Annotated in this window: 23 protein-coding genes, 1 pseudogene and 3 riboswitches; of the genes and pseudogenes, 11 read left to right on the top strand and 13 right to left on the bottom strand. The window is 37.5% G+C overall.

Annotation, left to right across the window (positions count from 1 at the left end; all coding sequences use genetic code 11):
• Positions 1-13 precede the first annotated feature (13 nt).
• Positions 14-706, bottom strand: a complete 693-nt coding sequence (locus tag AKG34_RS05085; RefSeq protein WP_053345077.1) for a DUF459 domain-containing protein — start codon at positions 704-706, stop codon at positions 14-16.
• Positions 707-942: 236 nt separating this feature from the next.
• Here AKG34_RS05085 and AKG34_RS05080 point away from each other — a divergent pair, with 236 nt between their 5' ends.
• Positions 943-1,449 (top strand): GNAT family N-acetyltransferase, encoded by a 507-nt coding sequence (locus AKG34_RS05080; RefSeq protein ID WP_180320456.1) that lies wholly within the window; start codon positions 943-945, stop codon positions 1,447-1,449.
• A gap of 89 nt (positions 1,450-1,538) precedes the next feature.
• On the opposite strand, the gene AKG34_RS05075 is transcribed toward AKG34_RS05080, so the two are convergent.
• Both AKG34_RS05075 and AKG34_RS05070 read right to left on the bottom strand, forming a co-directional pair.
• The gene (locus AKG34_RS05075) at positions 1,539-1,730 is read right to left on the bottom strand and encodes an aspartyl-phosphate phosphatase Spo0E family protein (protein WP_053345076.1); all 192 of its coding nucleotides are present in this window, start codon (positions 1,728-1,730) and stop codon (positions 1,539-1,541) included.
• 272 nt (positions 1,731-2,002) lie between these two features.
• Complete coding sequence (locus AKG34_RS05070) at positions 2,003-2,191, bottom strand: Fur-regulated basic protein FbpA (RefSeq protein WP_053345075.1); 189 nt, start codon at positions 2,189-2,191, stop codon at positions 2,003-2,005.
• A gap of 173 nt (positions 2,192-2,364) precedes the next feature.
• A riboswitch (SAM riboswitch) is annotated at positions 2,365-2,469 on the bottom strand.
• A 158-nt stretch (positions 2,470-2,627) separates the two neighbouring features.
• A riboswitch (TPP riboswitch) is annotated at positions 2,628-2,731 on the top strand.
• A 78-nt stretch (positions 2,732-2,809) separates the two neighbouring features.
• A riboswitch (TPP riboswitch) is annotated at positions 2,810-2,899 on the top strand.
• A 118-nt stretch (positions 2,900-3,017) separates the two neighbouring features.
• Here AKG34_RS05070 and tenA point away from each other — a divergent pair.
• Genes tenA through thiE form a run of 5 tightly spaced genes read left to right on the top strand, consistent with a single transcriptional unit; the run spans position 3,018 to position 6,444 of the window.
• Positions 3,018-3,707 (top strand): thiaminase II, encoded by a 690-nt coding sequence (tenA, locus tag AKG34_RS05065; RefSeq protein WP_053345074.1) that lies wholly within the window; start codon positions 3,018-3,020, stop codon positions 3,705-3,707.
• Positions 3,708-3,722: 15 nt separating this feature from the next.
• Positions 3,723-4,244 (top strand): energy coupling factor transporter S component ThiW, encoded by a 522-nt coding sequence (gene thiW / locus AKG34_RS05060; RefSeq protein WP_053347998.1) that lies wholly within the window; start codon positions 3,723-3,725, stop codon positions 4,242-4,244.
• Positions 4,213-5,019: a bifunctional hydroxymethylpyrimidine kinase/phosphomethylpyrimidine kinase gene (thiD, locus tag AKG34_RS05055; RefSeq protein ID WP_053345073.1), complete on the top strand. Its 807-nt coding sequence runs from the start codon at positions 4,213-4,215 to the stop codon at positions 5,017-5,019. The genes thiW and thiD overlap by 32 nt, the downstream gene beginning before the upstream one ends.
• Positions 5,016-5,831: a hydroxyethylthiazole kinase gene (gene thiM, locus AKG34_RS05050; RefSeq protein WP_053345072.1), complete on the top strand. Its 816-nt coding sequence runs from the start codon at positions 5,016-5,018 to the stop codon at positions 5,829-5,831. Before thiD ends, thiM begins: the two co-directional genes overlap by 4 nt.
• On the top strand, positions 5,812-6,444 hold the full coding sequence (gene thiE / locus AKG34_RS05045; RefSeq protein ID WP_053345071.1) for a thiamine phosphate synthase: 633 nt from the start codon (positions 5,812-5,814) through the stop codon (positions 6,442-6,444). Before thiM ends, thiE begins: the two co-directional genes overlap by 20 nt.
• Positions 6,445-6,484: 40 nt before the next feature.
• Here the strand turns inward: thiE and AKG34_RS05040 are convergent, their stop codons facing one another.
• On the bottom strand, positions 6,485-7,690 hold the full coding sequence (locus AKG34_RS05040) for an MFS transporter (RefSeq protein WP_053345070.1): 1,206 nt from the start codon (positions 7,688-7,690) through the stop codon (positions 6,485-6,487).
• A gap of 298 nt (positions 7,691-7,988) precedes the next feature.
• On the opposite strand from AKG34_RS05040, the gene AKG34_RS05035 reads away from it, so the two are divergent.
• Entirely contained in the window at positions 7,989-9,476 is a 1,488-nt protein-coding gene (locus AKG34_RS05035) for an aldehyde dehydrogenase family protein (RefSeq protein ID WP_053345069.1), read from the top strand.
• A 157-nt stretch (positions 9,477-9,633) separates the two neighbouring features.
• On the opposite strand, the pseudogene AKG34_RS29565 reads toward AKG34_RS05035, so the two are convergent.
• Positions 9,634-9,739: pseudogene (locus tag AKG34_RS29565) on the bottom strand (pyridine nucleotide-disulfide oxidoreductase); the annotation flags it as partial.
• A 183-nt stretch (positions 9,740-9,922) separates the two neighbouring features.
• Between AKG34_RS29565 and AKG34_RS05030 the strand changes: the two are divergent.
• Positions 9,923-11,155: an aminopeptidase gene (locus tag AKG34_RS05030; RefSeq protein WP_053347997.1), complete on the top strand. Its 1,233-nt coding sequence runs from the start codon at positions 9,923-9,925 to the stop codon at positions 11,153-11,155.
• Positions 11,156-11,463: 308 nt separating this feature from the next.
• Here the strand turns inward: AKG34_RS05030 and AKG34_RS05025 are convergent, their stop codons facing one another.
• Positions 11,464-11,712 carry a hypothetical protein gene (locus AKG34_RS05025; RefSeq protein ID WP_053345068.1) on the bottom strand — a complete coding sequence of 83 codons (249 nt, stop codon included), beginning with the start codon at positions 11,710-11,712 and terminating at the stop codon, positions 11,464-11,466.
• A gap of 590 nt (positions 11,713-12,302) precedes the next feature.
• Here AKG34_RS05025 and AKG34_RS28225 point away from each other — a divergent pair.
• Positions 12,303-12,470, top strand: a complete 168-nt coding sequence (locus AKG34_RS28225; protein WP_162878786.1) for a hypothetical protein — start codon at positions 12,303-12,305, stop codon at positions 12,468-12,470.
• Positions 12,471-12,603: 133 nt separating this feature from the next.
• On the opposite strand, the gene cspC is transcribed toward AKG34_RS28225, so the two are convergent.
• Positions 12,604-12,804, bottom strand: coding sequence for a cold shock protein CspC (gene cspC / locus AKG34_RS05020; RefSeq protein ID WP_010331195.1), 201 nt, complete (start codon positions 12,802-12,804; stop codon positions 12,604-12,606).
• Positions 12,805-13,272: 468 nt separating this feature from the next.
• On the opposite strand from cspC, the gene AKG34_RS27855 reads away from it, so the two are divergent.
• Positions 13,273-13,419, top strand: a complete 147-nt coding sequence (locus AKG34_RS27855) for a hypothetical protein (protein ID WP_161804901.1) — start codon at positions 13,273-13,275, stop codon at positions 13,417-13,419.
• An 86-nt stretch (positions 13,420-13,505) separates the two neighbouring features.
• Here AKG34_RS27855 and AKG34_RS05015 read toward each other — a convergent pair whose 3' ends face one another.
• From AKG34_RS05015 to AKG34_RS26555, 3 genes are all read right to left on the bottom strand, one after another.
• Positions 13,506-14,084, bottom strand: a complete 579-nt coding sequence (locus AKG34_RS05015; RefSeq protein WP_053345067.1) for a YdcF family protein — start codon at positions 14,082-14,084, stop codon at positions 13,506-13,508.
• Between the two features lie 210 nt (positions 14,085-14,294).
• Positions 14,295-15,080 (bottom strand): serine hydrolase, encoded by a 786-nt coding sequence (locus AKG34_RS05010; RefSeq protein WP_053345066.1) that lies wholly within the window; start codon positions 15,078-15,080, stop codon positions 14,295-14,297.
• Between the two features lie 200 nt (positions 15,081-15,280).
• Complete coding sequence (locus AKG34_RS26555; protein WP_082612767.1) at positions 15,281-15,448, bottom strand: YezD family protein; 168 nt, start codon at positions 15,446-15,448, stop codon at positions 15,281-15,283.
• 557 nt (positions 15,449-16,005) lie between these two features.
• Between AKG34_RS26555 and AKG34_RS05005 the strand changes: the two genes are divergently transcribed.
• Entirely contained in the window at positions 16,006-17,394 is a 1,389-nt protein-coding gene (locus tag AKG34_RS05005; RefSeq protein WP_053345065.1) for an amino acid permease, read from the top strand.
• Between the two features lie 41 nt (positions 17,395-17,435).
• Here the strand turns inward: AKG34_RS05005 and AKG34_RS05000 are convergent, their stop codons facing one another.
• The 3 genes from AKG34_RS05000 to AKG34_RS04990 all read right to left on the bottom strand — a co-directional run bounded on the left by AKG34_RS05000 (position 17,436) and on the right by AKG34_RS04990 (position 19,292).
• A complete protein-coding gene (locus AKG34_RS05000) occupies positions 17,436-18,407 on the bottom strand; it encodes an aldose 1-epimerase (protein WP_053345064.1) in 972 nt (323 codons plus the stop codon).
• A 151-nt stretch (positions 18,408-18,558) separates the two neighbouring features.
• Entirely contained in the window at positions 18,559-18,858 is a 300-nt protein-coding gene (locus AKG34_RS04995; RefSeq protein WP_053345063.1) for a YxcD family protein, read from the bottom strand.
• On the bottom strand, positions 18,846-19,292 hold the full coding sequence (locus AKG34_RS04990) for a hypothetical protein (RefSeq protein WP_053347996.1): 447 nt from the start codon (positions 19,290-19,292) through the stop codon (positions 18,846-18,848). The genes AKG34_RS04995 and AKG34_RS04990 overlap by 13 nt, the downstream gene beginning before the upstream one ends.
• Positions 19,293-19,358: the final 66 nt, after the last annotated feature.

Genomic DNA, 19,358 nt, shown 5'->3' with positions numbered 1-19,358 from the left:
ACTTTTATTGAATTTATTTGAAATCATAACTCTCTAAAATCCGATTGGTAATGAGCTGATACCCTTTTTCATTTGGATGAATTTTATCACTGAAATACTCTTTTTTCTTTTTATTTTCAAATAAATCATTAGTAGGGATAAATATCATTCTTTTATCCTCTTCTACTACCTCGTTTACTGATTGGTTATAATCATGAACGTGCTTTTCAAGTCGTTGATCATCTTTTTTTGGATTATACAGCCCAACTACCAGTATATTCGCTTTTTTGTTTTTCTTTAATAGTGTAGAAAGAATTTTATGTAGATGGTCAATATACTCACGTTTACCATCATTTATTTTTTGATCACTTATTTTTTTCAAGTTACCTCCATTACTGTTAATCAAGTCGTTTGTTCCAATATAAACAATAAACGTGTCGGCTTTGTCCAATTTCGTGTTAATTTGATTACCTTCAAGCTGATCAATGACACCATCTGTAACCTGGCCTTTAATACCGTAATTCCAAAAACGGACTTTTTTTTCAGAATCAGGATTATTCAATTCATCCTCCAGACCTTCTACATAACCTTCCCCATCCTTATCACCTTTTCCATAGGTTAACGAATCTCCAAAAGCCATCACATCTTGCGACTCTGAAGCCTGAAACTTATATGCAGCAAAACAAATAACTAGTACAATTACGAATAAACCTACTATTTTATTCATTCGTTTCTCCTTATGTAATGTATATTTACTATGAAGTATTTTATCTTGTAATTACCCCAAAAATGAACATACTTAACATGCAAAAAAATGAATTGTCAGATAAACTGTAAAAAGTGTATGATACAATAAAAGCATTCAATGGAACGGGTTTTCGTCAACCTCCTTTTATTCATTAATAGGATGGGAATCCCAAGTTTCTGGAGGTTGTATACATAATAAGGACAGGAGTTAAAATGATGGATAGTTACATAGAGTTTAGGGATGCAGAACTAACAGATTTACCAAGAGTAGTCGAAATATATAATTCGACTATTGCGTCAAGGATGGTCACTGCAGATACAGAACCTGTTTCAGTTCAATCGAGGCTTAAATGGTTTGAGGAACATCATTCAGAAAAACGACCACTTTATATTATTACATTCGAAGGAAAAACTGCTGGATGGATGAGTTTTCAATCTTTCTATGGTAGGCCAGCCTATGATTCCACTGCCGAGATCAGTATATATATTGATGATTATTTCCGGGGAAAAGGAATTGGACAAATTTCGATTCAAAAGGCAATTGAAGTGAGTCCAAAATTAGGAGTTAAGACACTACTTGGTTTTATATTTGCTCACAATACACCGAGCATAAGACTGTTTTCTAAATTTGGTTTTGAAGAATGGGCGCATTTACCTCAAGTTGCCGAGCTAGATGGTATTGAACGGGATTTAGTAATCCTTGGTAAGCGTGTTAATATTTGAATTTCATTACATAAAAGCTATTGCCTTCATTCAGCAGTAGCCTTTTTTAGTTTAAATGAAGGAATCTATTTTAAAGTCACTGACGAAATTTAAAAATCACTATAAACTTTCTTAAGCAAAAAATATTCTGATTTTCTTTTATTTGTTATAGCATTTAACAGCGAATCCAATTCTTGACTTGCTTGAACAGTTAGAAGGCTTGTAAAACCATAATCAGCTGCCAATTTAATCATTTCCCGTCTCTTTTCTTCTATTCTTTCTACGGTTATCTGTGGGGGCATCTATAGTCACTTCCTATTTATTCAATTTTCTTACATCTTTTATGATAAAGAAATAAGTAGTTAAAATCAACCATATATAGAAATTAAAATGTGTTGTTCCACTAGATAAATGTGACAAAAAGCCTATTCTATTCCCTGTTTGTGTCTTTTTTATGACATTTTATATTCTAGACAAATAAAAAAGCATTCACTCATGTACACTGCGAATGCTTTAATAATATTCATCAGATTAAATAATATTTTAAGATAGTAAAGTATTTTAAGAACTCTTACTATGTCATCCACTCTGAAGGAGACTCGATATTAGGTCTATTTATTACAATCTTATATTCATCTTCAAGCACTTTTAATGGAACATCATAAAGATGTCTTTCATCAGAGGTTTTATAAACTCCATTCGCTAATAACTCTTCAATCAGCAATGCCTTCCTCTGTTCAATTCTCTTAAATAATTCTGCCATGTAAATGGCTCCTTTCCTTGTCTTCATCAGCCCGCTTTCATATGAGCTAAATTGTAGTAACAGGTTTCATTTTCACCAAATTATATCTTTTCTATTATGTCACTAAACGTTATTTCACAAAAATAAAAGCCTCTTCTAATTCAAGAAGAGGCTTACAGTAGTCCGTTCGGCTCTTCTTATCTTCCAAGCGTATGCTTGTTGGATGTAGCACAGTTCCCAAAATGGGTCTGCTGCCGAGGTTTCTTTGGGCCAAGTCCCTCCACCTCTCTGGATAAGAATTCAATATATAAATGATGTAGACATGATTTTATCCCAATATTCTTCAAAAGTCAATCACATGGTTCTCCCTTTTTTTGATAGGTATTCTCTATAGATCCCATTCAAATTGGGTTGCAATTTCCTGGCTTTCTGATATGATGTCAGTAATTACATACATTCACACCACTAGGGGAGTCTTTTTAAGACTGAGATGGAATTTGTTCCGGACCCTTTGAACCTGAACCGGATCATACCGGCGGAGGGAAGTGGATGATATCGTCTTTAAACACATGACTTTATCCATCTGCCCCGCTCCGTTTTTCAGGAGCGGTTTTTTTTTTAGATGGAAAAAGTGAATAATTAGACTGCTAGGGGAGCACTTTTGCTGAGAATCAAACCCTTTGCACCTGATCTGGTCATACCAGCGGAGGGAAGCAGGCTGTAAGAAGGAATTTGCTTCTTCCTCGGTAACAGCCGCTTTCTTTCAGAGAGCGGTTTTTTTGTTGATCAGATAGTGTATGCACACTTTACAATTTTAGTAAATTTTAAATTTCAAGGAGGATGTACCATGGAGAATACAAAATTAGAAACCTTCAGTGATAGACTTCATGAACGGGCAAAAGGAATCTGGAAAAGGAACCATACACATCCCTTTGTTCAGGCGATTGGAGATGGGACGCTTTCAGAAAAGAAATTTGCCTATTACCTAAAGCAGGACTATATCTATCTAATGGATTATTCCAAACTCTTTGCGTTAGGAGTCATCAAAGCTCATAATCTCGAAACCATGGCTAAGTTTGCAAGTATTTTGAATGAAACCCTTCAAGTAGAAATGGATATCCATCGACATTATGCTTTGGAATTCGGAATCAGCTCAATCGAATTGGAAAATACAGTACCTACCCCAACCACTCTAGCTTATACGGGTTACATGCTAAATGCAGCCCAAAATGGGACTTTGGCCGACCTGATCGCCTGCCTCCTTCCATGCGCTTGGGATTATTATGAGATCGGTTTGCTATTAAAAGAACAAAATGGTGAAGCATTAGAAAACAATCGCTATGCTGATTGGATTAAATCATATTCGTCTCCTGAATTCAGTGAAGCACACAAATGGCTGATTGCTTTGTTGGAAGAGTTAACAGAAGGCATGCCTGAAAAGGAACTTCTTAGATTAGAGAAGCATTTTTTGGTGACTTCCCGTTATGAATATTTATTCTGGGATATGGTTCAAAATGAGCAGGATTGGCCACTGTAGGATGTTGTCATGATGATGAATCCAATCAAGAAAATGACGTTGACTGCCATGATCACGGCCATTACTACCATAACTAGTTCATTCATTTTCATCCCGGCTGGATTTGCAAAAATCTTTCCGATTCAGCATCTGGCAAATGTCATGACAGCCGTTTTATTGGGACCGGCTTATGCGGTAACACAAGCTTTTTTAGTTTCCATCATTAGAAACATGTCTGGTACAGGTTCAATTTTCGCCTTTCCGGGCAGCATGATCGGTGCACTATTGGCTGCTGTCCTTTATCGAAAAACACAAAGCTTGAAATTCGCTTGTTTAGGGGAAGTGATAGGGACCGGCATTCTTGGATCCCTAGCTTGTTATCCACTTGCTGTCCTCCTATTGGGAGAAAAAGCAGCTATTTTTGGTTTTTTACCAGCTTTTATGCTTAGTTCATTCGCAGGTGCCATTTTAGCTTTCATTTTACTGAAAATACTTTTAAAAAATAATTATATGAAGGGGTTTTTTTATGAAAACAGCGTTAACCATCGCAGGCTCTGACTCAGGGGGCGGTGCTGGAATACAAGCCGATTTAAAAACATTTTCTGCACATGGGGTTTTTGGAATGTCTGTCATTACAGCTGTAACGGCACAAAATACAATGGAGGTACGTTCAGTTCAAGCTATAGATACAGGAATCATCACGGATCAAATTGCAGCTATTTTTGAAGATATACACGTCGATGCAGTAAAAATAGGTATGCTTGGATCAAAAGAAATCGTTGAAACAGTCGCCGCGTCTCTAAATACCTTCTTACCCGCAATCGTTATCCTTGATCCTGTCATGATTTCCAAAAGCGGCCATCATTTGCTCGATGAAAAAGCTGTCTCTGCTTTAAAAACAGAATTGCTGCCGCTTGCAACACTTGTAACTCCGAATGTACCCGAAGCCGAAGTCCTTACTGGCTTGTCGATTCGAACGAAGCAAGATTTTTACGAGGCTTGTATATCAATTAAAGAACTTGGCGCAAAAGCGGTTTTACTTAAAGGAGGCCATTCAGCAGGGAATCCAAATGATCTTTTTTATGACGGAACTGACTTTTTCTGGATTAAAGGAGAACGCATTCATACAAAAAACACCCATGGGACAGGCTGTACTCTATCATCCGCCATTACATCCAATCTGGCAAACGGACTTCCTTTAAGACAGTCCATTGAACAAGCCAAGACATATATTTCTGAAGCCATACGTAATAGCTTTTCACTCGGTAAGGGGCACGGACCCGTCCATCATTTTTATTCATTTTCAAAAGAAGAAAGGAGTGATTTAATATGAATGTTTCCGTTTCAGACTTATTCTTTCAGGTAAGAGAAAGTAAACCGCTCGTTCACCAAATTACTAACTTTGTTACGGTCAATGACTGTGCCAATGCCACTCTTGCCATCGGTGGTTCACCTGTTATGACATCTAGCCCAAGAGAAGTCGAGGAAATGGTCAAGTTGGCTGATGCTCTAGTCCTGAACTTCGGTACGATTGATGATAAAGCCTTAGAAGCAATGGAGATTGCCGGTAAGACGGCAAATTCCCTGAATATCCCAGTTATTTTAGACCCAGTGGGAGTTGGTGCCACTTCCTATCGTACAGAACAAGTGGCAGAGCTCCTGAAGAAAGTTACCTTCCAAATCATCCGCGGAAATGCGAGTGAAATCCATCGGTTAATGGGTGGGGATATCGTTACACGTGGAGTGGATTCAGGTGAACTTGCAATTAGCAATGCAGAACTGGCAGCACGTGCGGCTAATAAATTGAATAGTGTCGTCGTAGTGAGTGGCGCCAAAGATGCTGTTAGCGATGGTAAAAATACGTCCATTATCGATAATGGGAATCCTCTATTAACGAGTGTTACAGGTACTGGCTGCATGGCTACTGCTCTTATCGGAACCTTTTCCGGAGTCACAGACAATTTCTATGCTGCGGCAGTTGCCGGGATCTCAACGATGAGCATCTCCGGGGAACTTGCTGCTGCAAAACTTCAAAAAGATGAAGGAACTGGAACGTTTCGTGTGCGATTAATCGATGCGATATCAAGAATAGATAAGGAAATTTGGATAAATGAGGTGAAATTATATGAAGAAGTCTCAAATTGATTTAAGCCTATATTTAGTGACAGAAGAGTCCATAGCAATAGAAGATTTGACCAAAATCATAGCAGAGGCGGTTTCTGGAGGAGTCTCGATCGTACAACTAAGAGAGAAAAACAATTCCTCCCTCTCCTTTTATAAAAAAGCTTCTGCATTAAAACAGTTACTACACGAACTTTCTATTCCGCTGATCATTAATGACCGGGTAGATATAGCACTTGCTGTTGGAGCAGACGGAGTTCATATCGGACAGGATGACCTTCCACTTCCAATCATCAAACAACTAGTGCCTGACAATATGATTATCGGTGTATCAGTCTCAACTCTAGAAGAAGCAATCGAAGCCGAACAAAATGGAGCGGACTATATCGGTGTTGGTTCTATTTTCCCTACGAAAACAAAGCAAGATGCAACCTTAATGGCAAACGGGGAACTTGAGAAAATTTGCCGCAGTATATCGATTCCTGCAGTAGCTATCGGAGGTATTACCGCCGAAAACATCTCATCTCTTTCAGAAAGTGGAGTATCTGGTACAGCGGTAGTTTCCGCAATCATGAATGCAAATAGTCCACAGAGTGCCGCTGAATTCCTTTTAAGCATAATAAAAGACTTTAAGTAATAAAAAAGAGGGGGACTAAATTTAGTCCCCCTCTTTTATGTTATGTCAAAACAGTATTCTTTGTCTCTTTTCCAAAAGCTACGACAACTGCCCCCACTAAAATAGCAATTGTAAATATAGTGAAAATTGTTGAAATTGGTGTACCTGCAGCAACTAAATAACCGACAAGCAATGGTCCCAAGACACCGCCAATTCGACCAATTCCAGCAGCTAAACCAGTACCTGTACCTCGAACTACCGTTGGATACTGTTCTGGAGTATACGCATAGAGCGCACCCCATGCACCTAAATTGAAGAATGATAGGAACATCCCAGATACGATTAAGAGTGATAACTCTTCTGCTGAACCAAAGAAAAATGCACTGACAGCCGTTCCAATTAAGTATGTGATCAAAACGAATTTACGTCCTATCTTCTCAATCAACCATGCAGCTGAAAAGTATCCTGGAAGCTGAGCTAGCGTCATAATCAAGACATATTCAAAACTTTGAATCATACTGAAGCCTTTTAAGACCATGACGCTTGGCAGCCATAAAAACATTCCATAATAAGAAAAGACCACGCAAAACCATAGAATCCACAACACTAGGGTCTGACGTGAATATTCCTTTTTCCAAACGCTTTTCATATTATTGAGTACGGATGGCCTCTGCTTCTTTTCCAGTTCCGTATACTTAGGTGAATCTGGTAGTTTCAAACGCAGATAAAGCGCGTATAAAGCTGGAACAGCACTTAATAATAATGCAACGCGCCAGCCATATGCCGGAATGATGAAAAAAGATATAAGTGCTGCCAATATCCATCCAACAGCCCAAAAACTTTCAAGAAGCACGACAACTTGTCCCCTTTTACTCGCTTCAACACTTTCAGAGACAAGTGTCGAGGCAACTGGAAGTTCTCCTCCGAGCCCCATTCCAATCAAAAATCGCAAAATCAAGAACAAACTAAGTGTACTGACTGCTGCAGACAAACCGCTAGCAATAGAAAATAATAATAATGTAATAATAAAGACGTTCTTTCGTCCAACCCTATCTGCCATTGCACCAAAAAAAACAGCCCCCACAGCCATACCAATAGAGTTAATACTGCCAATCCACCCAACCTGTTCACTGGTTAAGTTCCATTCCTGTTTCAACGCAACAATAATGAAAGAAAGCATACCCACATCAAGTGCATCAAACATCCATCCGAGACCCGCTACACCAAGTAATTTACGTTGCGATATAATTTTCGCATTATTTCCCATATGAATCCTCCTGAAAAACTTTAGAACTTCTATTTATTTTATCCCTTCTTAATTTTAACTATTAAATATCATTTTCGCCATAGTATTTACAGATGTCATGACAAAAAAACCATATTTTTTTGTGAAATTAAGAAGAAACACTCTTAACTAGTCGTTCATTGAGATAATTATTATGTCGAATAATAATGATTGAATATTCTATTTTTTTCATTTATGATAAAAATTGGCATAAATCAAAGCGTTATCAATAAGTCAGCATGTTTTGCCCAATTAAACGATTATATTCAGGAGGGTAATTATGACAAATCTAACGTTAGAGGTAAGTGGAAAGTTGCAAAAATTTTTAACAGGACCTAAAAAGCTTTTTATTAATGGTCAATTTGTAGAAAGTATTTCAAAGAAAACCTTCTCCACTCCAAATCCTGCCACAGGACAAAAACTTGCCGATATATTTGAAGCAGATAAAGAAGATATTGACTTAGCCGTTAAAGCAGCACGCAAAGCATTCGATGAAGGTCCTTGGTCAAAGATGAGCGCAGCCGCCCGCAGTAGGCTAATGTATAAACTAGCAGATTTAATGGAAGAAAATAAAACAGAGCTTGCGCAGTTAGAAACATTGGATAACGGGAAACCCATCAGTGAAACAACCAATGCTGATATTCCATTAGCCATTGAACATATGAGATATTTTGCCGGCTGGTCGACTAAGATTGTTGGACAAACTATTCCGGTAAGCGGAAATTACTTTAACTACACAAAACACGAAGCTGTAGGTGTGGTAGGTCAAATCATCCCTTGGAACTTCCCACTCCTAATGGCGATGTGGAAACTCGGTGCAGCACTTGCTACAGGTTGTACAGTTATTCTAAAACCTGCTGAGCAAACTCCATTATCGGCCCTTTATTTGGCTGAACTAATCGCTGAGGCTGGTTTCCCAGATGGCGTCGTCAATATCGTTCCTGGTTTTGGTGAAACAGCTGGACAAGCTCTTGTCGATCATCCACAGGTCAATAAAATTGCATTTACCGGTTCTACTGAAGTTGGAAAACTAATCATGCGCTCTGCCTCCTATTCATTGAAACGTGTCACGTTGGAACTTGGCGGAAAATCACCAAACATTATCCTTCCAGACGCAGATTTCTCGAAAGCTATTCCTGGTGCTTTGAATGGTGTTATGTTTAACCAAGGCCAGGTATGTTGTGCCGGATCTCGAGTTTATATTCAAAAGAAACACTATGATAATGTTGTTGCCGATATGGCTAGCCATGCTAAAAATATTAAACAAGGGGTAGGCTTAGATCCAAATACACAAATTGGACCGCTTGTTTCTCAGGAACAGCAAAACCGCGTTCTTGGCTATATTGAAAAAGGGAAAAATGAAGGTGCAGAAGTCCTTGTCGGTGGAAGTAAACCGGGTGAAGAAGGCTATTTTGTTTCACCTACTATATTCGCTGGTGTAGAAGAGGAAATGACAATTGCCAAAGAAGAGATTTTCGGTCCGGTTATTGCAGCAATGCCTTATGAGGATTTAGACGATGTTATTAACCGTGCCAATGCCAGTGAATATGGTTTAGCTGCCGGTTTATGGACAAGTGATTTAGCCAATGCTCATTATGTGGCAGGAAAACTTCGTGCAGGTACCGTTTGGGTGAACTGCTATAACGCATTTGATGCAGCTTCCCCATTCGGTGGTTACAAACAATCCGGAATCGGACGTGAAATGGGATCCTATGCACTTGATAACTATACTGAAGTAAAAAGCGTCTGGGTCAATCTAAGTAAGTAATTTTTTATGTGATTTTAAAGAGAGGGTCTCAAAGGGGACCCTCTTTCTTATAGTTCACACATTTTTATTTTTATTTGGATAATCATTTTAGAGTCTTTACCTATTTACAATAATAGTTATAAAAAGGAGGCATTTTTTCCTATGTATGAAGTTGCTCTTAATTTTTCAGTATATCATGGTCCACATAACGTTCACCTATGATTTCACTGAGGAGATTAATGGCCAACTTTAGCTCCATCACCAGCTGTAATTAATATTCTTATGAAGCTGAGTCCAACCCACTGGGGTTTGAATTCAGCTTCTTCCTAATTAAGATATACTCCTCCTTTATTGAGTTACAATATATTCCGTACTGTTTTTTCTATACAATGGAGTAAAAAGTTTCTTTTTTAATAAACAATCAGTACAATTATAAATGTAGAAAATGGAAAAGGAGTTTATAAATGATGAGTGAATTTCAAACAAATTTAGAAAAATATGCAGACCTTGCTGTTAAAGTTGGCGTCAATATTCAACAAGGACAAACTCTTGTGGTGAACACTACATTAGAGGGCGCTGATCTTGTCCGCATTATTGTAAAAAAAGCTTATGAAAACGGCGCGCGTAATGTCATTGTTAATTGGAATGACGATATCGTCGGACGCACCAAATACGAGTTGGCACCGGATGAGGTGTTCAACGAGTATCCTGAGTGGCGTGCGAAAGAGACGATTGAACTTGCAGAAAACGGTGCTGCTTATCTATCCGTCATCTCCTCGAGCCCAGACTTATTAAAAAGTGTAGAGCCTGAAAGGATTGCAAACTTCCAAAAGGCATCTGGTACTGCACTGAAAAAGTGGCGTCAATATATGCAATCCGATAAAGTGAGCTGGTCGATAGTCGCGGTGCCTTCAAAGGCTTGGGCTGATAAAGTGTTCCCTGAAGAGGCAGAAGAAAAACGCATTGATAAACTGTGGGAAGCCATTTTCAAAGCTGTTCGTGTTGATGTGAAGGACCCTGTAGAGGCATGGAAAAAGCACGACGACACGCTTCATGAAAAAGTTAATTATTTAAATGAAAAACATTACCAAAAATTGCATTACACAGCTCCTGGAACAGATTTAACAATTGAGTTACCTGACAAACATCTTTGGGTCGGAGCAGGAAGCATTAACGAAAAGGGGCATGAATTCATGGCTAACATGCCTACTGAAGAAGTGTTTACGGTTCCATTAAAAACGGGTGTAAACGGTACGGTTTCGAGTACCAAACCGCTTAGTTACGGAGGAAACATCATTGATAACTTCTCTGTGACCTTTAAGGATGGCCGCATCATTGAAGTAAAAGCTGAAGAAGGCGAAGAAATTCTAAAACAATTAGTTGAAACCGATGAAGGCTCCCACTATCTAGGAGAGGTAGCACTTGTTCCTTTCAACTCTCCAATTTCTCAATCAAATGTGTTATTTTTCAATACTTTATTTGATGAAAATGCGTCTAACCATTTAGCGATTGGAAGCTCTTATGCTTTCTGTATTGAAGGCGGAAAAACCATGAGTCCAGAAGAGCTTGCAGAAAATGGACTTAACGAAAGCCTTGCACATGTAGATTTCATGGTTGGTTCTGATAAAATGAACATTGAAGGAATCAAACAGGACGGCTCTTCGGAACCTGTCTTCCGTAATGGGGATTGGGCGTTTTAAGAAGAGCATTGATATAGAAGGGTTTTGAACGTCAAAAACCTTGAGTGGTCACATTTCTTTACGAAACAAATTATCAAGTTCATCAGCCACATGTTTCTGCATACTAGGAAGCACGTGGCTATACTTGTCTAACGTAATTTGAATAGTCAATTTGAATAGTCACTAAGATAATGTTCCGCTTCCTTCTTAGCATTCCTGTATTAGTAAAATGGATAAACCCCACCAATCTTAATGACTGGTGGGGTTTATGTATATATAAAAAGACAAAGTATTTTAAATCAAAAATACTTTGTCCCCAAATTAATATCCTAGCGTAAACGGATGAACACGGCAACTCCGGTTAGACCAGAGTCAAGGTTCAATACTTGTACAAATCCATTTCCAAGTAAACAAAGTACAGCAGCAATGTAACAATCACCAGGATTTAAAGTGTTATCGCAAGGAGCAGCACTTCCAATCACTGTAGCTTGTACAATTGTTTGCTGAGTTAAAGGTATTAACGAAGTTCTTTCCCAAAGAATCGTAACTACATCCACAGTAGTAGGAATAACAGACATATAATTCACCTCTTTTCGTTGTTAATATATTTAATGCAATTTCAGACAGCTTGGTTCATTCTTTTGTCATGCTATACTAAAAAGAGGCAGATTTATTATCTGATGATTATTCAAGAAAAACCTCAGCTACTTATTCAAAAGAAACGAGCGAAAAACTAAAAATCCAAGAACGCCTTGAAACTGCCAAGTTGTTGAAACGAAAGCTCAAATTATCACGCATACCGCTGAAACTGAATTACGATTGAAGTTTGGGAGTACGACCTTTGTCACAATTTGCCGATTTCGGGGATAGCATTCATTTAAGAAGAACGGGAAGTTTAAGTATTGAGGTTTTTTGTAAGTGAACGATAGAATGGTTGACCATAAAGATTATCTCTCCTTTTCTGGTCACACTTGGTTACAATTTTCTTTATTCAAATCTATAAGCTCCGTTCTAACAGTAATCCCACGCTTTTAAGCATGTTTATTAGCTTTAACCAGAACTTCATTTTTTTGTCAATACACATGAATCACATAATATCCCATGGAATATCTTGGACACATTTTTTATTGTGAAATATGTTATACTATTAGTAAAGAGGGTGCATATATTGAAAAGCAATAAATATAATAGCGGTGAAACAGTAACTATTCAAGATACTGATGAATTAGTAACAATTAATAAATGGGCATATGTAAAAAACATGAAAAGATATTCTTATACTGTCAAAGAACATCCAACTACTTTTTTCTTTGAAGAAGAATTAAAAAAGGCGTAAGATTTTGATTTTACAATACGCACACAAAAAAACCCTACCATATTAGTAGGGTTTTTCTTTGTCTTTTTCCCACAATAAAGAACAGACTCCCATCGAGGAGTCTGTTCATATAGGTTACAATTTAATTTTAAAATTAAGCTTTTTGAACGTTAGCTGCTTGAGCTCCACGAGCACCTTGCTCAACGTCGAAAGTTACTTTTTGACCTTCGTCTAAAGATTTGAAGCCTTCGCTTTGGATAGCTGAGAAATGTACGAATACGTCGTCTCCATTTTCACGCTCGATAAATCCAAAACCTTTTTCTGCATTAAACCATTTAACTGTACCTTGTTCCATTTTTGTTGCCTCCTAGTGCTTAACACACAATGTATTACTATTTTTGATCGTTTGGTTAAGACAATAACTAGTATGCTCTCCCACAATCAAAAACAATTCTTTATTAGAGTAACATGAAATGATAAAGATAGCAAATTATCTGGTGATATTTTAAATTCGCAAGAGTTATTTCATTTTCATTCTATTTCTGCTTGTGACATATTTCCCTACACTATCCTTTCTAACGCAATCTAGGAGCTCATTCATATTTCATTATGAAATCTTCAAGTAAAGCCCTATTATCGCATTTTTTCATTTCCTTCCAATTATATGGTTCAGATAAGGATGAACGGGCCATATCAGTGTATAGGAAACAGAACTATTTACATTCAATAAGAGCAAATAACTAGGAGGTCTATCAATGAAATATGCGGTTTTGGCAGTAAGGTAATCGTAGCATATAGCGGTTATGAAGCACTTGGATTTTATTTGAAGGAAATCGATGACCAAATTGGTTTTGTTGATAATATAGATATAGAAGAAGTTGATGCTGATGAAAGAGTCGAGGTTTCATATACTAGGCATTCCCTGTACAAGACACTTGAGCAAATCTATCAAGAGAAAGAATTTTGGTAAGTGCCTGATGTTGAATAACCTACAATTAAGAAGCCCCCCTACCGTGCAAGGGAGGGGTTCGATTTAGAATTTATGTTCAGGAATAGTTAAATTCCAAACAGCTCTGTCAAATAGTATTTGGTAATGGCCAGATATTCACGAATATAAGATTTGACCAGGACCACTTTTGGTGTCTTTGCTGGTATCCCGGTCATGTCCAAGCCTACGCTTTTGGCCATTTCCACCGCACGATAGATGTGAAAATCATTAGTAACAATCAATCCTGTAGCTGTTGGATTCGGAATAAGTTCTTTTGAGTAAGCAATATTTTCAATGGTTGTTGTCGATTTGTCTTCCATAATGATCCTTGCCTCTTCAATTCCCTGATTGATTAACTCTTGCTGCATTGCCTGAGCTTCTGAAATATCTTCGCCAGGACCTTTGCCGCCCGATACAATGGCTATCGTATTTTTATTTGCTTTTAAATAATCAGCAGCCTTATCAATCCGGTATTGTAATGATAATGATGGAACTGTTCCTTTAACCCTGGCCCCAAGGACAATAAGGTAACTGGCATCTTCAGGAATTGGCTGATGACTGCTCTCTTGAATTTTCATATGTAAAACCCCAAAATACACTAGTAAAGCAACAACACCAATTACAACAAATTTTACCACCTTTTTCAAAACTACTTCCCCGTTTCATTTTCCATCCATTATATAACATATTTTACCATAGATCACCACATAACTATAACCAAATGCTGTAGACGCACAAGAGCGGGAAATCAACGTGACTTCCCGCGTTATTGCACTTAGAATACCTTATGGACTAAGCTTACTCAACCCGATTCTTTCGCAAAGACCACAAACATTCTAATACTAATAAAGGTTATTCTATTCAGCCATTATGTCATCATAAATCAATTTACCAATTTTACTGATGACTTGACGGCTTTCATCCTCTGATTTCATATCTTCGGTAAGGACGACAGCATAAACGGTTTGAAATTCTGAACGAATGATCGCACAATCATGGGCAACGCCCCGAATTGCGCCCGTTTTACTTGCGACCTTTACCCCTTTCCCCATTAGTGATGGGAGTTTATCTCTTAATTGCTGATTGTCAAAAGCTCGTAAGATTTTTTCCTGGCTTTCTTTCGTTAAAAAGTCGCCTGTATGTATGGCTTTTAGGCAGGTAATCGTATCTTCAGCCGAGATTGTATTATCCCGCCCTTCCTTTAATGCTTTGAAATCCTGCATTCTGCGCCCGAGGATAGTATTTTTCAGACCAAGTTCTTTGATGCATTGATTAATTTCATCATTACCTAGCAAAGTCATCATCATATTCGTGGATGTATTATCAGATACAGTTATCATCAAAGTCAATAAATCCTCAACGGTTAAAAATACTTTATTCGATAAGACGTGCAGGACGCCCGATCCTCCAGTCACTTCATTAGGAGGAATGGTCACCGGCTGATTTAAGTAGATTTTCTTTTCTTCACTTTGACGATAGCCTTCGATTATCATTGGTATTTTGATCAAACTCGCTGATTGGAAGGATTCATCATCGTGATAGCTGATAGTATCTCCATCGGCATTTTCAATTTTATAAGCAATTCTTCCATCAAATGTTTCAACTAATGCTAAGATTTCGTGCTCTATAGTTTGTAAAGTCATCGATTCTCTTTCCCCCTTAAGATTTCAACTAATTAACTATTAAAAACTCCCCTTACTTATTCTATCATGCAAAAAGCAGTACAATCTTCTACAAATTCTATATTGATTAAATTTTCATTATAGAACAAATAAAAGGTTTTCACTTCCCAAAAACAAAAGGAGCCTTCGTATTGAAAGCTCCGTTGTGGTCTGGAATTAATTCATCTAGCTTTTGCAGGCCGTCCCTTTGCTAAGGGGAATCGTTTCTTTTCAGTGGTATCCACCTGTGTGATTTCCCCATCATGAACAGTTATAATAACCGATCCATATTGTAGATCTTCCAAGCTGGAAATGATATGTCTGATTTTTAACTCCTCTTTTTTTTCCATATTATCCTCCTCTTAATAATGGTAATTAAGCACCATTCATACCTAATAATAAAAAGAGATTGTACGAAAAATTACACGCGTACTCTTCCCACATCTAAAGCTTGCTTTAGGAAATTGGTTCACCTTCTGTTTTCTCTTCCTTTTAACTCTCTGGATAAGAAATAATCAGTTCATATTGAACTCCATATTCTCCTCCCTTCAAATATTAAGAAAATAAAAGGCACCCTACATCTAACAGGATAGATGGAAGGGTGCCTTTAGTTGACTAATCGGCAATTTTTATGAGTCAAATAGTTTACATAAAAAATCAATCACGCAAAATTTAACAATTACCATTTGTACCGTTAAATTACATTATTCTTACCAACTAACTTGGTATTACCACTATAATCCAATAATCGCTCTTTGTCAATTACCATTTAAATTTTCTGATTAATCTGCGTATTACATTTTACCTAATTAGCACTTTACCAAACTAAACGATTCGAGATATACTATTTTAGTATAAGTTGTCGGTATATAAATTCAAACTGTATTTAAGAAAGGTTCGATTATAAATGGAAAATAAAAAATGGGGTTTATTGATTTTGACCACATTCGTAATTGGAAATATGGTCGGCGGTGGAATCTTCATGCTCCCTGCTCAATTGGCACAGGTTTCAAGTCCATTAGGTGCTACTTTGGCATGGATGGTTACTGGACTAGGAGTATTTTTAATAGCACTCGTATTTGGTAACTTAGCTGTACGGAAACCGGAGCTGAAAGCCGGTCCCCAAAGTTATGCTCAGTCATTATTTAGGTCTCCTACAAAAGGAAGGGTATCAGGATACAGTATGGCCTGGGGTTATTGGGCTGCAAACTGGGCTGCAACAGCCTCTGTCATCATTTCATTTGCTGGTTACTTATCGACGTTTTTCCCTGTCATGCATAGTACGAAAGTGATTTATACAACAGGTTCTTTCAATCTCGAACTCGGTAAAGCACTAACATTTGCAGTATGTTCCATTGCTCTTTGGGGGATTCAGGCAATTTTAGTAAGAAGTTTTAACAGTGCAGGAAAACTAAACCTTGTTGCAACAGTTACAAAAGTGCTTGGATTCTTATTTTTCATTATTGTTACGATTTTCATCTTTGATTCTTCTAATCTTGGAAATGGTGCAGAATTTTACGATACAGCTGGGACATCCATCTCCTTAGGTGCTCAAGTTAATGCTGCAGCGATATCAACATTATGGGCCTTCATCGGAATTGAAGCAGCTGTGATGCTCTCAAATCGCGCTAAGTCACAAAATGATGTAAAAAAAGCAACGATTCTTGGTTTGCTTATCGCTGTTGTCATTTATATTGGAATTACCTTATTGACAATGGGTGCTATTTCACAAGACGATTTAAAAGTTTCACAAAAGCCACTTGTTGATGCTTTACAAGCTGTGGTTGGTTCAAACGGTACGTATCTTATGGCCGCTCTTGCTGTCATTTCCTTGTTAGGCTCAACAATCGGCTGGATTGTCGTTGCATCTGAAGTTCCTTACCAGGCAGCGAAATTAGATTTATTCCCGACGTATTTTGCGAAAGCGAATAAAAACGGAACACCAGTTCGTTCCATGACAATCACAAATATCATGACACAAATATTCTTATTCTCCACTATCTCTGGAACGATTTTAGAAGCCTATAAATTCTCTATGATTGTCGCTACACTTGCCTACCTGATTCCTTATCTCGTATCAACCTTATATCAATTGAAATTAGTCGTAACTGGGGAAACATACGATTTCATGAAAGGTTCAAGAAGTCGCGATGGTATTATCACTATCCTGGCATTAGTTTACTCCATCTGGGTCATTAAGACAGGTACAGCAGACATGGATACGTTCAAACTAGGCATTGCCTTATATGTTCTTGGAATCGTGCTATACCCACTCTGGATGAGAAAGAAAGCATAAACCTAAAACGCCTTGGCATTCAAATATGCCAAGGCGTTTCTTTATATCTGCTTCAAACTTAGTTTCGTCCTCAGCCGAACCCTTTCTCCTGGTCCTAATTCCCTCAATCCTGTTAGTTCTGCTGACAAATCTAGATTAGGAGCGTTCGTTACCCATGTATATGGTTCAGGACATACGAACCCCTTCTGATTGAATAATACCCAAAACTTAAAATGGTCATCACCATGATAGCAGACTTGTAGACCTGCTTCTTGATCGGTGAGTACGCACTCGTTTTCCAGATCCTCATCATAGCCAAATATATCATCAAAATGTCGCCCCTCAATGCTGAACCCATTTTGAATTTCCATCGTATTTGGCGTTGCTTGAATTTTTCCAGTTGGTAATGACCTGTCATTCAACTCCCATTGTTTGTTTACAGGCAGTGAAATCCTGCAATCCATCAACTTACTGCTTGGTACAAATGGAAAATTGAATATCGTATGATAACCCACTCCCCACGGAAAGGGCTCCTGGCCATTGTTGATGATTTCTAGTTGCACATCCAATTCATTATCGTTTAAAGAAAAAGTCATATTTATAGTAAAATCATGTGGAAAATATCTTTTTAGAAAAGGAAAATCACTACTTAAAAACTCGGTTGTTATTACGATTTTTTCTCCATTTACTTCTCTTTTAATAACTTGCCATGGCTTATCATACAATAAACCATGAATATGATTTGATTTTTCTATTTCATTAATCGGAAATTTATACGTGATCTGCTTATATGTAAATTGGCCACCCTCAATCCGATTAGGAGGAAACAAGATTGGCATGCCATATAATATTGGAACTTCTCTATAGTCTTCTAACGTTTTCGGTGTTCGCAGCAACTCAATATCATTCTGTTTGAACTTAAACGAGAGAAGATTACTTCCTAAGACTGGTACAAGTATTGCTTCTAATGTTTCATTGCCAAACTTTATAGCCTTTTCATTTAAAAAAGTGATATCTTCTATATAACCTGTCACATACTCTCCTCCTATACCGTGTGTATATTCTCATCCTACTTGTATCAACTATTTTTTGCAACAAATGGAAATTACCTATAACATAACAAAAACTATCAATATAGTATTTAAACAACAAAAAGGATGCTCCCTTTAGGAACATCCTTTTTGTTTATCTATTACTTTCACTTACTAATGCAACTATGCCCTCTTCATCATCCAAAACAAGTTCAATCCCTGAATATGGATCTATATTCAAATATTCATCTAACCATAGGCGAAGTGCCTCTATCAAGTTGATTGTAATTAACACTTGTTTCCGTCCGTCAACATACGTTTCAGCGGAAAAACCGTAATCATCATCAAACATCAGCTCTACTTCTACCTCATTAGGTTGTACCTGCTTTTTACGAGCAATGTAAACACAAACTGCATTAATGATATCTTGTTCGGAAATTCTTAGCCTCTCCATGGGTTTGGATCCTCTTTTTTCTTCTTATCTTTGAAATATGTGAAAATTTTACGGATTACAACAATTAAAGCAACAACCGCTAACACGTTAATTAACAGCCCAAGTATAGAACCAAGTGCTCCCATATTGGCGAATAGACTACCAAATAGAAGACCTGCTAGTCCTCCTAGCATAATTCCTTTCATTAAGCCGCCTTTTGAAAACGAGCTTCCGCTTTTTGTATCTGTTTTTGCTTTATTAGTAGTCGCATCAGATTTATTCGTTTCTTTATTTTGGAAATTCGATTTATTACTATTAGTGTTGCTGTTAAAACTTCTTTTTCCAGACTTGTAGCCCCTTGCATCTACTGATTCCGAGTGATCTTGGAATACGTAGGTGCCCACTGGCGAGAATGCTAATGTAATCGTGAGTAGTGCTGCCATAAATTTTTTCATCATGATTTTTTTGCCTCCGTTTTTAATAGTATGGAATGTTATTTCATTAAATATCTTTTCAGATTC

It is taken from the genome of Peribacillus butanolivorans (assembly GCF_001273755.1).
GTDB classification, from domain to species: Bacteria; Bacillota; Bacilli; order Bacillales; family DSM-1321; genus Peribacillus; species Peribacillus butanolivorans.
The sequence above is the reverse complement of the archived record's forward strand: the minus strand, read 5'-3'. Positions and strand labels throughout refer to the sequence as shown.

Excerpts from the sequence above, each read along its gene's own strand:
- thiW (WP_053347998.1), top strand. The coding sequence starts at position 3,723 with ATGAATCCAATCAAGAAAATGACGTTGACTGCCATGATCACGGCCATT.
- AKG34_RS05025 (WP_053345068.1), bottom strand. The coding sequence starts at position 11,712 with ATGTCTGTTATTCCTACTACTGTGGATGTAGTTACGATTCTTTGGGAA.
- AKG34_RS05010 (WP_053345066.1), bottom strand. The coding sequence starts at position 15,080 with ATGACTTTACAAACTATAGAGCACGAAATCTTAGCATTAGTTGAAACA.
- cspC (WP_010331195.1), bottom strand. The coding sequence starts at position 12,804 with ATGGAACAAGGTACAGTTAAATGGTTTAATGCAGAAAAAGGTTTTGGA.
- AKG34_RS05005 (WP_053345065.1), top strand. The coding sequence starts at position 16,006 with ATGGAAAATAAAAAATGGGGTTTATTGATTTTGACCACATTCGTAATT.
- AKG34_RS04995 (WP_053345063.1), bottom strand. The coding sequence starts at position 18,858 with ATGGAGAGGCTAAGAATTTCCGAACAAGATATCATTAATGCAGTTTGT.
- AKG34_RS05040 (WP_053345070.1), bottom strand. The coding sequence starts at position 7,690 with ATGGGAAATAATGCGAAAATTATATCGCAACGTAAATTACTTGGTGTA.
- AKG34_RS05030 (WP_053347997.1), top strand. The coding sequence starts at position 9,923 with ATGAGTGAATTTCAAACAAATTTAGAAAAATATGCAGACCTTGCTGTT.
- AKG34_RS05075 (WP_053345076.1), bottom strand. The coding sequence starts at position 1,730 with ATGCCCCCACAGATAACCGTAGAAAGAATAGAAGAAAAGAGACGGGAA.
- AKG34_RS05080 (WP_180320456.1), top strand. The coding sequence starts at position 943 with ATGGATAGTTACATAGAGTTTAGGGATGCAGAACTAACAGATTTACCA.
- tenA (WP_053345074.1), top strand. The coding sequence starts at position 3,018 with ATGGAGAATACAAAATTAGAAACCTTCAGTGATAGACTTCATGAACGG.
- thiM (WP_053345072.1), top strand. The coding sequence starts at position 5,016 with ATGAATGTTTCCGTTTCAGACTTATTCTTTCAGGTAAGAGAAAGTAAA.
- AKG34_RS26555 (WP_082612767.1), bottom strand. The coding sequence starts at position 15,448 with ATGGAAAAAAAAGAGGAGTTAAAAATCAGACATATCATTTCCAGCTTG.
- AKG34_RS05085 (WP_053345077.1), bottom strand. The coding sequence starts at position 706 with ATGAATAAAATAGTAGGTTTATTCGTAATTGTACTAGTTATTTGTTTT.
- AKG34_RS05035 (WP_053345069.1), top strand. The coding sequence starts at position 7,989 with ATGACAAATCTAACGTTAGAGGTAAGTGGAAAGTTGCAAAAATTTTTA.
- thiE (WP_053345071.1), top strand. The coding sequence starts at position 5,812 with ATGAAGAAGTCTCAAATTGATTTAAGCCTATATTTAGTGACAGAAGAG.
- AKG34_RS05070 (WP_053345075.1), bottom strand. The coding sequence starts at position 2,191 with ATGGCAGAATTATTTAAGAGAATTGAACAGAGGAAGGCATTGCTGATT.
- AKG34_RS04990 (WP_053347996.1), bottom strand. The coding sequence starts at position 19,292 with ATGAAAAAATTTATGGCAGCACTACTCACGATTACATTAGCATTCTCG.
- thiD (WP_053345073.1), top strand. The coding sequence starts at position 4,213 with ATGAAAACAGCGTTAACCATCGCAGGCTCTGACTCAGGGGGCGGTGCT.